This window comes from Pseudomonas sp. GM80, assembly GCF_000282515.1.
GTDB lineage: Bacteria > Pseudomonadota > Gammaproteobacteria > Pseudomonadales > Pseudomonadaceae > Aquipseudomonas.
The window spans coordinates 15,026-26,542 of sequence record NZ_AKJD01000048.1; the positions used below are offsets into that span (position 1 = coordinate 15,026).

The following is an 11,517-nucleotide window of genomic DNA, read 5'->3' on the forward strand; positions in this document are numbered from 1 at the left end:
CCATTGTGGTGAGGGGATTTATCCCCGACCGGCTGCGCAGCAGTCGTGTAATCATTGAACACGGTATGCCTGATTTACCGAGTTGTCTGGTTTTGGGGTGGCTTCGCCACCCATCGGGGATAAATCCCCTCGCCACAAATGCACTCAAAGTACCCAGCGGCGCAGGGGTGAAAAATATGCGCCAGCGCTTTATAGTGGCCGACCTCCGTTTCATCAAGTAGCGAAGCCCCACATGTCCGAACCACGCAAGATCCTCGTCACCAGCGCCCTGCCCTACGCCAACGGTTCGATTCACCTTGGCCATATGCTGGAATATATCCAGACCGATATGTGGGTGCGCTTCCAGAAGCATCGCGGCAATCAATGCATCTATGTCTGCGCCGACGACGCCCACGGTTCGGCGATCATGCTGCGTGCGGAAAAGGAAGGCATCACCCCGGAACAACTGATCGCCAACGTGCAGGCTGAACACAGCGCCGACTTTGCCGAGTTCCTGGTTGATTTCGACAACTTCCATTCCACTCACGCCGAAGAAAACCGTGAGCTGTCGAGCCAGATCTACATCAAGCTGCGTGACGCCGGGCACATCGCCCAACGCTCGATTACCCAGTATTTCGACCCGGAAAAGAAAATGTTCCTGGCCGACCGCTTCATCAAGGGCACCTGCCCGAAATGCGGCACTGAGGACCAGTACGGCGACAACTGCGAAAAATGCGGCGCGACCTACGCCCCGACTGATCTGAAGGATCCGAAGTCGGCGATCTCTGGCGCCACCCCGGTGCTCAAGGATTCCCAGCACTTCTTCTTCAAACTGCCGGACTTCCAGGAAATGCTGCAAGCCTGGACCCGCAGCGGCACTCTGCAAGACGCCGTCGCCAACAAGATCGCCGAATGGCTGGACGCCGGCCTGCAACAGTGGGACATCTCCCGCGATGCGCCGTACTTCGGTTTCGAGATTCCGGGCGAGCCAGGCAAGTATTTCTACGTGTGGCTGGACGCGCCGATCGGCTACATGGCCAGCTTCAAGAATCTTTGCGACCGCACGCCGGATCTCGACTTCGACGCGTTCTGGGCCAAAGACTCCACCGCCGAGCTGTACCACTTCATCGGCAAGGACATCGTCAACTTCCACGCACTGTTCTGGCCAGCGATGCTCGAAGGCGCGGGCTACCGCAAGCCGACCGGCATCAACGTACACGGCTACCTGACCGTCAACGGCCAGAAGATGTCCAAGTCGCGTGGCACGTTCATCAAGGCCCGTACGTACCTCGATCACCTGTCGCCGGAATACCTGCGCTATTACTACGCGGCCAAACTGGGCCGTGGCGTCGATGACCTTGACCTGAACCTCGAAGACTTCGTGCAGAAGGTCAACTCCGACCTGGTCGGCAAAGTGGTCAACATCGCCAGCCGTTGCGCCGGTTTCATTCAGAAGGGCAACGGCGGCCTGCTGGTCGACAACAATGCCGCACCGGAGCTGACCGAGGCTTTCCTCGCCGCTGCGCCTGGCATTGCCGATGCCTACGAAGCCCGCGACTTCGCCCGCGCCATGCGTGAAACCATGGCCCTGGCCGACCGCGCCAACGCCTGGATCGCCGACAAGGCCCCATGGTCGTTGAACAAGCAGGAAGGCAAGCAGGATGAAGTCCAGGCGATTTGCGCCACCGCCATCAACCTGTTCCGCCAACTGGTGATCTTCCTCAAACCGGTGCTGCCACTGCTGGCCGCCGATGCCGAGGCGTTCCTCAACGTCGCCCCGCTGACCTGGAACGACCACACCACCCTGCTGGCCAACCACCAGCTCAACGAATTCAAGCCGTTGATGACCCGCATCGACCCGGTAAAAGTGCAAGCCATGAGCGACGCCTCGAAAGAAGACCTGACCGCCAGCCAGACCGACACCGGAGCCGCTGCCCCGGCCGGCAATGGCGAACTGGCCAAGGATCCGCTGTCGGCGGAAATCGACTTCGATGCTTTCGCCGCGATCGACCTGCGCGTCGCGCTGATCGTCAAAGCCGAACACGTGGAAGGTGCCGACAAGCTGCTGCGCCTGACACTGGACATCGGTGACGAGCAACGCAACGTGTTCTCGGGGATCAAAAGCGCCTACCCGGATCCGTCCAAGCTCGATGGTCGTCTGACCATGATGATCGCCAACCTCAAGCCACGGAAAATGAAGTTCGGTATCTCCGAAGGCATGGTGATGGCAGCCGGCCCTGGCGGTGAAGAGATCTACCTGCTGAGCCCGGACAGCGGCGCCAAGCCGGGTCAACGCATCAAGTAACACTTGGCAGTGAATCGATCCCACAGGCGTGCCCGGCATGCCTGTGGGATTTTTCATATCTGGCCGGATAATGCCTAACCTTAAGAGACAGCCGCCCGTTTCGCTGGCAAAACCATGACCGAACTTGTGCTTACGCTCATCAGTGCTGCGCTGCTCAACAACTTCGTGTTGCACTGGCCGCTGGGCGTCGATCCGCTGTTGGCGGGAAGTCGCCGGCAGGTGCATGCGCTGGGGCTGGCGACGTTGTGTCTGATGTTGATCGTCGGCGTCATCGGTTACGCGATCTGGCACTTTTTACTGGTGCCGCTGCAACTTGAGGCGCTGCGCCTGTTGGTGTTTCTGCCGTTGAGCGTCTTGTTGATCGCGCCGCTGTTGAAACTGTTGGCTCGCTGGCGGCCGAATTTGCCTTTCGAAGGGTTATGGCCGCTGTTGTTGGGCAATGCCGGCGTACTTGGACTGGCCTTGATCAATGTGCAAAACGATCAAGGCCTGCTCCACGCGACAGCGCTGAGCCTCGGCGCCGGCCTGGGTTTCTGGCTGGTGCTGAGCCTGTTCTGCGATTTGCGTGAGCGCACCGCCGACAACGACATTCCCCTGCCCTTTCGTGGCTTGCCGATCGACCTGATCGGCGCCGGATTGATCGCAGTGATTTTTCTCGGATTCAGTGGACTGATCAAAACATGAGTCTGATTCAACGCATCGACGCCCTCCTGCCGCAGACCCAATGCGGCAAGTGTGGCCATCCCGGATGCAAACCGTACGCTGAAGGCATCGCCGACGGCGAGCCGATCAACAAGTGCCCGCCCGGTGGCGACGAAACCATCGCAGCGCTGGCTGAACTGTTGAAAGTGCCGGTGCTGGAGCTCGATATCAGTCGCGGTTCGGCGCCGCCGCAGGTCGCCTATATTCGCGAAGCCGAATGCATCGGCTGCACCAAGTGCATTCAGGCCTGCCCGATCGACGCCATCGTCGGCGCGGCGAAATTGATGCACACGGTGATCATCGATGAGTGCACCGGTTGCGACCTGTGCGTCGCGCCGTGCCCCGTCGATTGCATTGAAATGCATCCTTTGCCCTTGAACACATTGCCGGTGGTCGGTGGCCTGGCCCTCAGCCTGGAAGATCAGCGCGCGCGAGCAGCCAAACGCGATCACGCGCGGCTGCGATTCGAACGACGCAATGACCGACTGCTGCGCGAAGAACAGCAAAAGCAGGCCGAGCGTGAAGCCCGCGCCAAACGCACTGCGCAGCCAGAAGCGACTACAAGCGATCCGGTGCAGGCAGCGCTGGAACGCGTGCGTGCGCAAAAAGCCGCGACGGCCGATGCCGCCCTGAAGAAAGCCAAGATCGATGTGGCGATGAGTCGTGCGCAACTGCACAAATCATTGAAAGCCTTCGGCCATCCGCCGACCTTCGAGCAGCAGGCGCAACTGATCGTGCTCCAGCAACAGTTCGAAGCGGCCGAGCAGGCGCTGGCGAAACTCGAAAGCATTGCGCCACCTGCCCCGACAGTGATCGCGCCGGCGAAAGATGCCGACCTCAAACGCGCAAAAATCCAGTTGGCCATGCGCCGTGCCGAATTGAAAAAAGCGCAAACCGCCGAAGCCGCTCCTGAACAGATCGCCGCACTGGAACAAGCACTGCGCGACGCTGAGCAGGCTTTGCACGACGCCGAAGCCACAAGCGATCAGCCTTTGCCTGACTTGGTTCGAGTAGAAAAACGCCCGATCGACAGCCAGCTTCGCCAGTTGAAAACCGAATTGGCCTACGCCCGCGCCGACCTCAACAAACTCGAACGCCGCGCCGACACGCCGGGCGACATCCTCGACAAGGCCCGCGCCCGCCTGCAAAACGCCGAGCGCCAGGTGCAAGACCATGTCGCCCCTTGAGGCACCCGACGATCGCCTGCGACAAGCGATGAAGCTTGTGCTGCTTGCCCTGCTGCCGGGGCTGCTGGTGATGTTCTGGTGGTACGGTTGGGGCGTATTGATCAACCTGGTGCTGGCCGTTGCCACGGCTATGACCGTCGAGGTGATTGTCACTCGATTGCGCCGCCAACCCTTACAGCCGACGCTGAGTGATGGCAGCGCGATCGTCAGCGCAACATTGCTCGCCGCCGCGTTGCCGCCCTATTGCCCGTGGTGGCTGACAGCGACGGCGGTGGCTGCAGGCCTGCTGTTCGGCAAGCATTTGTACGGCGGTGTCGGCAAAAATCCGTTCAATCCGGCGATGCTTGGTTTTGCCTTGGCCATGGTGATGTTCCCGCAACCGATGACCCATTGGCCGGCGCACGGCCTGGATCTTTCGGCAGCGGTTCAACAAGTGTTCAATATCGGTCAGGCGCCGGACGCCTGGGTGCAGGCCACTGCACTGGACAGTCTGCGCATCAACAAAAGCCTGACCATGGATGAACTGTTCGCCAGTCATTCGGCGTTCGGGCATTTCGGCGGTCGTGGGGTGGAATGGGTAAACCTGTCGTTTCTCGGCGGCGGGCTGTTTTTGCTACAGCGCCGCGTGATCGCCTGGCATGCACCGGTCGGCATGCTCGCCAGTCTGTTTGTGGTCAGCCTGCTGTGCTGGAACGGTTCGGGATCGGACTCGCATGGCTCGCCGCTGTTTCATCTGCTCAGCGGTGCAACCATGCTGGGCGCGTTCTTCATCATTACCGAACCGGTCTCGGGTGCCCGAAGTTCCCTCGCCCGCCTGTTGTTTGGCGTCGGCGCCGGGCTGCTGACTTACCTGATCCGCACGTGGGGCGGCTACCCTGACGGCGTGGCGTTTGCGGTGCTGCTGATGAATCTCTGCGTACCGACGCTGGAGCGTTTTGCCGCCAGCCGCCAGCCATCGGTGCAGTCATGAATCGGGCAACCCAACTGGTGACGCTGGGGCTGCTGGCACTCGTCGGTATCAGTGCAACTTATGTTGTACAGCGCATCAATACGCCGCAGATCAGCGCGCAACAGCGCTTGCTCGACAGCCGCAAACTGCTCGACGTCCTCCCCGCAGAAGCTTACGACAACCAACCTTTGGCGCAGCCGTTGGCGTTGGTCGACCTTGCGCTTGCCCACAGCACGCTGACCGGCGGTTATCGTGCGACCAAGACCGGGCAAACGGTGGCCATATTGCTGCGCAGTGAAACTCAGGGCTATGCCGGCCCACTTGAACTGCTGATCGCGATTGATGCCAACGGCAAACTGCTCGGCGTGAAAGCCCTCAGGCAAAGCGAGACGCCTTCATTGGGCGGGCCTATCGGCGACTGGCCCAACAGCTGGCTGCAGATGTTTTCCGGGAAAACCATTGGCGATCCGCCAGACGCAGGCTGGGCGTTGAAAAAGGATCAGGGCCAGTTCGATCAGATGGCCGGCGCCACCATCACCTCCCGCGCTGCGATCAATGCCATCCACGATGCCTTGCGCTACTTTGATCAGCATCGCGCGCAATTACTGGGGAGTGGCGCATGAACCGGTCAATGGCCCTGTCGAACTCAATGATGCTGGTGCTACTGCTGGGGGCCACGAATTCGTTGGCCGCAGCGCTGGGGACAATGCTGATGTTTGCCGTTGTGCTTGGCGGTTTCAGTTTGTGCATGCCCCCCCTGCGTTCGCGCATGGACGGCTCAAGAGCCTTGATGGCGAGTCTGTTGCTCGCGGCGACGTTAACCGGTTGCGCCGACCTCCTCGCCCAACGCTGGTTTCTGCCATGGCAGCAGGCTTTCGGCCTTTATGGCGGATTGATCGCGCTGCAATGCGTGGTGCTGGAACACAGCGGTTTCTTTCGCCAGCCGCTGGCACAGCGCTGCAGGTTTTGCGCACGGTCTGCCGGCTTGATGTTGCTGCTCGCCGTGCTGCGCGAACTCATCGGTCACGGCACTCTCGGCCGGGGATTGTCCGAACACTGGCACGGTCTGGTTTTATTCCGCGACGGGCTGCCTCTGGTAACCCTGGTACCCGGCGCATTCCTGCTGCTGGGGCTGTTGCTTGCCGCCCGGGAGGCGTGGACCCGCTCGAACTCAATTTCCAAGGAATCGCATCGCCCATGAATGCCGCAAAACGTCTTGAGATCTTTCGCAGACTGCATGAAGACAATCCCGAGCCGAAGACTGAACTGGCGTATTCCTCGCCTTTCGAATTGCTGATTGCGGTGATTCTCTCGGCGCAATCGACCGATGTCGGCGTCAACAAGGCCACGGCGAAACTGTTCCCGGTCGCCAATACACCGGCAGCGATTCATGCCTTGGGCGTCGAAGGGTTGTCCGAATACATCAAGACCATCGGCCTCTATAACAGCAAAGCGAAAAACGTCATCGAGACCTGCCGCTTGCTGGTCGAGCGCCACGGCAGTGAAGTGCCCCAAACGCGCGAAGAGCTGGAAGCCTTGCCCGGCGTGGGTCGCAAGACTGCCAACGTGGTGCTCAACACCGCATTTCGCCAATTGACCATGGCGGTCGACACGCACATTTTTCGCGTCAGCAACCGCACCGGCATCGCCCCGGGCAAGAATGTGGTCGAAGTTGAAAAAAAGCTGATGAAGTTTGTACCCAAGGAATTCCTGCTCGATTCCCATCACTGGCTGATTCTGCACGGACGCTACGTGTGCCTGGCGCGCAAGCCACGCTGCGGCAGCTGTCGGATCGAAGATTTGTGCGAGTACAAAGACAAAACCTCGGACGATTGACTGGCTATTAGGTTTATCGATTCGTCGATTGAAAAAATCTTTTTTACCCGCCGCTGGATTGTCGATATAAGGGGCGCCAAAGGCATTATTCGCCGGGAGTCAGCTTATGAGTAGCGACAAAGAGCAACTGGATATAGATGACGATATCGCTGCAGAAACTGATGACGCCGAACCTGTGGTCGAAGTCGCCAAGACCAATCTGAGCAAGCGCCGCACTATCGATAACATGTTGGAGGAGCGCCGTTTGCAGAAGCAATTGGCCGATTACGATTTTGATGACTGATACTTGAAAGCCTCCCGAACGGAGGCTTTTTTTTGCCTGCTACCCGCTGAAACCGATCGGCCCATGATCCTGTCGTGCGGCGAAATGATCAGACGAGCCCATTACGCTGCGCCAACTCAATCAGATCCACCAGAGATCGCGCATTAAGCTTGAGCAACAAGCGCGTCTTGTAGGTGCTGACAGTCTTGTTACTCAAAAACATGCCATCGGCGATTACCTTGTTGGTTTTACCCCGCGCCAATTGTTGCAGGACCATCATTTCTCGCCCGGAAAGTCGATCGACCATATCGGCTTCGCTGGCATTGCCCAAACTGGTACGCACTGTATGCAATGCCTGATTGGGAAAATAACTATAGCCCGACAATACCGCCTTGATCGCACTGAGCAACTCCGTCAAATCCTGCTGTTTGCAAACATAACCCGCAGCGCCCGATTGCATGCACCGCATGGAAAAGTGCCCCGGTGCCTGAGACGTCAACACCAGGACTTTCATCGGCATGGCCACTGAACTTAATCGTGCAATAACTTCCAGGCCATCAAGTTTGGGAATGCCGATGTCCAGTATCACGATGTCAGGCATTTGTTCGCGCGCCAGTTGCAACGCATCCACACCATTATCGGTTTCCGCGATGACTTCGTAGCCATGACGTTCCATCAGCATACGTACCGCAAGACGAATGACGGGGTGATCATCCACGATCAGCACTTTATTCATGGGCAGGTCCAATTTCGCTGTTCGAATTTCTAGAACCCGCACCTTAGCTCAGTCATATCGCCCGTGGCATGACGGAGTTCCCTTGCACTTGCAGCGAAAGACGTGCCCTACAGTCAATGAAGATTATTCCTACAAAAAATGCATTTGAAACGTTCAGGCAAGCGGAACTTAATGCTTGCCGGTTATTTTTCTCACCCTGTGACGTTCCTCGACATCCCGTCTGACACCCATGGAACCCTTCTCCTGCGAGCGGCCAACGGGTGCCTGTTTGCAAGCTGCAAGTCGCAAGCCGCGAAAACAACGGCGCGTCAAAAACTATGCAACAAGAAACTTCAAGACAGCAGATAGCTTTTGATACCGGCCACTGACACTAATAACATCCGTTAAACCCGGCACAAACTAACAGACAACTTAAAACAACCTGGAGCGTCACCCAATGAGAAGAAAAAACATACTGAATATAAAAAGAAAAATATCCAACCCGATGACAGTGATCGCCATATTCGCTTTTATCTCAGAGACTTCGGCTGCGGTTTCATTGCCTTTTCTGGACAATGCCGAACGGGAGATTTACATCTGGTTTCTTATCAGTTTTCCTTTTTACCTGTTACTTCTTTTCTTCATCACACTCAACTTCAACTACCGCTCTCTCTACGCCCCTTCTGACTTCGACAAGGATGACCACTTCCTGAAAGCGTTTGAGGACAACAAACCCATCGGACGCCAACGGCGCGCAGACAATTCACCCGATCCTCCCCTGGCAGGGTGCCGCGTAAACTCCCCTTGGGTCGAGTACTGTATTCAACTGTCGAAATCAACGAACACACTGTCCGTCATTGATGTGCGCCTGATGAGCACCCAGAGTGAATTCGAGCAGTTAAAGGAGGACTTTCCACTGCCCGGCAAACACTCGCCGCGCATTATTCTGTTCCTCACTGACTCGACATCAGATGGACAACTCAAGCCCGTCATACTCTGCCACATCAAACACATCAGGAAGACCGCAGGCAGCACAATCTACATGGTGTACAACGCGAGCACACAGGTGGCGACAACGCTGAGAGGACATTGACCGGCGGGTGAAAAGCTTGCAAGAAAGACACGCCAGCATTGGCGCAAGACACTGCACGAGAAAGATTCGGCAAGTGAAAGACTTTTGAACAACAACGCCCTTGCCAGAGTGACAAGGGCGTTGTTTTTATTGCGCGTCTGAAGGGATCAGAACAGCTTGCGGCCCTTGTTGGCAGCAATACGCATGCGCAGCGCGTTGAGCTTGATGAAGCCCGCCGCGTCGGCCTGGTTGTAAGCGCCGCCGTCTTCTTCGAAGGTCGCGATGTTGGAATCGAACAGCGAATCGTCGGACTTGCGGCCAGTGACGATCACGTTGCCTTTGTACAACTTCAGGCGCACAACGCCGTTCACGTTGACCTGCGAAGCGTCGATCATCTGCTGCAGCATCAGACGCTCTGGGCTCCACCAGTAACCGGTGTAGATCAGGCTGGCGTATTTCGGCATCAGCTCGTCTTTGAGGTGAGCGACTTCGCGGTCCAGGGTGATCGATTCGATGGCGCGGTGAGCGCGCAGCATGATGGTGCCACCCGGGGTTTCGTAGCAGCCACGGGACTTCATGCCGACGTAACGGTTTTCAACGATGTCGAGACGGCCGATACCGTGAGCACCACCAATCTTGTTCAGCGTCGCCAGCACGGTAGCCGGGGTCATTTCGACGCCGTCCAGCGCAACGATGTCGCCGTTACGGTAAGTCAGTTCCAGGTATTGCGCTTTGTCAGGAGCGTTCTCCGGGGAGACGGTCCATTTCCACATGTCTTCTTCGTGCTCGGTCCAGGTGTCTTCCAGCACGCCGCCTTCATAGGAGATGTGCAGCAGGTTGGCGTCCATCGAGTACGGGGACTTCTTCTTGCCGTGACGCTCGATCGGGATCGCATGCTTCTCGGCGTAGTCCATCAGCTTCTCGCGGGACAGCAGGTCCCACTCGCGCCAAGGGGCAATCACTTTTACGCCCGGCTTGAGTGCGTAGGCACCCAGCTCGAAGCGCACCTGGTCGTTGCCCTTGCCGGTGGCGCCATGGGAAATGGCGTCAGCGCCGGTTTCGTTGGCGATTTCGATCAGGCGCTTGGCGATCAGCGGACGTGCGATGGAGGTACCCAGCAGGTACTCGCCTTCGTAGACGGTGTTGGCGCGGAACATCGGGAACACGAAATCACGCACGAACTCTTCGCGCAGATCGTCGATGTAGATTTCTTTGACGCCCATGGCCTGAGCCTTGGCGCGGGCCGGCTCGACCTCTTCGCCTTGACCGAGATCAGCGGTGAAGGTCACCACTTCACAGTTATAAGTATCCTGCAGCCACTTGAGGATCACCGAAGTGTCCAGGCCGCCGGAATACGCCAGAACGACCTTGTTTACGTCCGCCATGCCATCACTCCACGGGGTTCTACGGAAAGCCGAGGAGTCTACCGCTCAAACGCGATAATTTACAGAGGCGCGACAGCTTAAGACGACAAAGCGACAGAATCTGTCGAGAGCGCGACGATGACCGCTGGGTCAGGAAGTCGCTGCAGTGCTGGCTGGGGTGCTCGCTTGCGGCGCCGGAGCGGTGACCGGAGCCACGCGCGCCAGTTTGACATTGACCCGGCGGTTCTTCGCGCGATTGGCCGCATTGCTGTTCGGCACGATCGGGTATTGCTCGCCATGGAAACGCACGGTGATCTGCGATTCCTGAATGCCGTTGGCCTTGAAGAAGTCGACCACCGCCAGCGCCCGGCGGCGTGACAGTTCGCGGTTGGTCAGGCGATTGCCGCTGTTGTCGGAATGGCCATCGAGTTCGATGTGATTGACCGTCGGATCGGCCTTCATGTATTCGAGCATCACCTGCAGCTTGGCCTTCGCGGCGGCGTCCAGATCAACGCCCTCGCCAGGGAAGCCGATTTGCGACTGCTTGATCTGGTCGAAATTCTGCGGCAGCAATTTCGCCACGCAGGACTGATAGTCGTTAAACGCCTTGCTGAATTTCACCGGCAATAAACGTACTTCCGACACGCGGCCATCGCCTGAAGCACGGCGCACGACCGGACTGCGACCGTCAAGCAGACCGCTGATCAGACCGCCGGCCTGGGACTGCGAACTGCTGAACAATACGTTGCCACTGCCAAGCCTGACATTGCCCAGATTGATGTCGCCACGCCCCGGCTGCCATGGCGCTGCAGCGGCCAGCAGAGTCGCCGAACCGCCGCCAAGCATGGCGTTGTAGGCATTCAGACGGAAGATCGCCTGCTCGCCCGCCTTGCGCACGAACTCGCCCGAGCCGAAATCGGTGATCGGCTGGCTCAGGCGACATTCGAACTTGTCGCCGGCGACCGTCCACTCAATGTTCTCCAGACGTGTCTGGTACGTGAGCGCCATCGCGGGGAGGCTGGCAAACACACTGAGCAAGGCTAAATAACGCTGGCGCACGGGAGGCTCCATTGGCTTCTGAAACACAAAGACCGATTCACACTATGTTTACGGCATACCTACGGGATATCGGAAGCTTCCCGCAAA

12 protein-coding genes are annotated in these 11,517 nt (G+C 58.2%); 9 read left to right on the forward strand and 3 right to left on the reverse strand.

Features of this window, described 5'->3' with window-relative positions:
• Window positions 1–232 precede the first annotated feature (232 nt).
• The 8 genes from metG (at window position 233) to PMI37_RS32015 (ending at window position 7,241) form a co-directional block, all read left to right on the forward strand.
• On the forward strand, window positions 233–2,284 hold the full coding sequence (gene metG / locus PMI37_RS06860) for a methionine--tRNA ligase (RefSeq protein ID WP_008079386.1): 2,052 nt from the start codon (window positions 233–235) through the stop codon (window positions 2,282–2,284).
• 114 nt (window positions 2,285–2,398) lie between these two features.
• The gene (locus PMI37_RS06865) at window positions 2,399–2,968 is read left to right on the forward strand and encodes an electron transport complex protein RnfA (RefSeq protein WP_008079387.1); all 570 of its coding nucleotides are present in this window, start codon (window positions 2,399–2,401) and stop codon (window positions 2,966–2,968) included.
• A complete protein-coding gene (gene rsxB, locus PMI37_RS06870) occupies window positions 2,965–4,173 on the forward strand; it encodes an electron transport complex subunit RsxB (RefSeq protein ID WP_008079388.1) in 1,209 nt (402 codons plus the stop codon). Before PMI37_RS06865 ends, rsxB begins: the two co-directional genes overlap by 4 nt.
• Window positions 4,160–5,143, forward strand: coding sequence for an RnfABCDGE type electron transport complex subunit D (locus tag PMI37_RS06875; protein ID WP_008079402.1), 984 nt, complete (start codon window positions 4,160–4,162; stop codon window positions 5,141–5,143). Before rsxB ends, PMI37_RS06875 begins: the two co-directional genes overlap by 14 nt.
• Window positions 5,140–5,745, forward strand: coding sequence for an RnfABCDGE type electron transport complex subunit G (locus tag PMI37_RS06880; RefSeq protein WP_008079403.1), 606 nt, complete (start codon window positions 5,140–5,142; stop codon window positions 5,743–5,745). Before PMI37_RS06875 ends, PMI37_RS06880 begins: the two co-directional genes overlap by 4 nt.
• On the forward strand, window positions 5,742–6,323 hold the full coding sequence (locus tag PMI37_RS06885) for an Rnf-Nqr domain containing protein (RefSeq protein ID WP_008079404.1): 582 nt from the start codon (window positions 5,742–5,744) through the stop codon (window positions 6,321–6,323). Before PMI37_RS06880 ends, PMI37_RS06885 begins: the two co-directional genes overlap by 4 nt.
• Window positions 6,320–6,958, forward strand: a complete 639-nt coding sequence (gene nth, locus PMI37_RS06890; RefSeq protein WP_008079405.1) for an endonuclease III — start codon at window positions 6,320–6,322, stop codon at window positions 6,956–6,958. The genes PMI37_RS06885 and nth overlap by 4 nt, the downstream gene beginning before the upstream one ends.
• 106 nt (window positions 6,959–7,064) lie before the next feature.
• Window positions 7,065–7,241: a PA3496 family putative envelope integrity protein gene (locus tag PMI37_RS32015; RefSeq protein ID WP_008079412.1), complete on the forward strand. Its 177-nt coding sequence runs from the start codon at window positions 7,065–7,067 to the stop codon at window positions 7,239–7,241.
• 88 nt (window positions 7,242–7,329) lie between these two features.
• Here the strand turns inward: PMI37_RS32015 and PMI37_RS06900 are convergent, their stop codons facing one another.
• Window positions 7,330–7,956 (reverse strand): response regulator transcription factor, encoded by a 627-nt coding sequence (locus PMI37_RS06900; RefSeq protein ID WP_008079414.1) that lies wholly within the window; start codon window positions 7,954–7,956, stop codon window positions 7,330–7,332.
• A gap of 436 nt (window positions 7,957–8,392) precedes the next feature.
• On the opposite strand from PMI37_RS06900, the gene PMI37_RS06905 reads away from it, so the two are divergent.
• A complete protein-coding gene (locus PMI37_RS06905) occupies window positions 8,393–9,028 on the forward strand; it encodes a hypothetical protein (protein ID WP_008079415.1) in 636 nt (211 codons plus the stop codon).
• A gap of 146 nt (window positions 9,029–9,174) precedes the next feature.
• Here PMI37_RS06905 and PMI37_RS06910 read toward each other — a convergent pair whose 3' ends face one another.
• Window positions 9,175–10,392, reverse strand: a complete 1,218-nt coding sequence (locus tag PMI37_RS06910) for an argininosuccinate synthase (RefSeq protein ID WP_007916658.1) — start codon at window positions 10,390–10,392, stop codon at window positions 9,175–9,177.
• Window positions 10,393–10,521: 129 nt separating this feature from the next.
• Entirely contained in the window at window positions 10,522–11,430 is a 909-nt protein-coding gene (locus tag PMI37_RS06915) for a flagellar protein MotY (protein ID WP_008079417.1), read from the reverse strand.
• Window positions 11,431–11,517 lie beyond the last annotated feature (87 nt).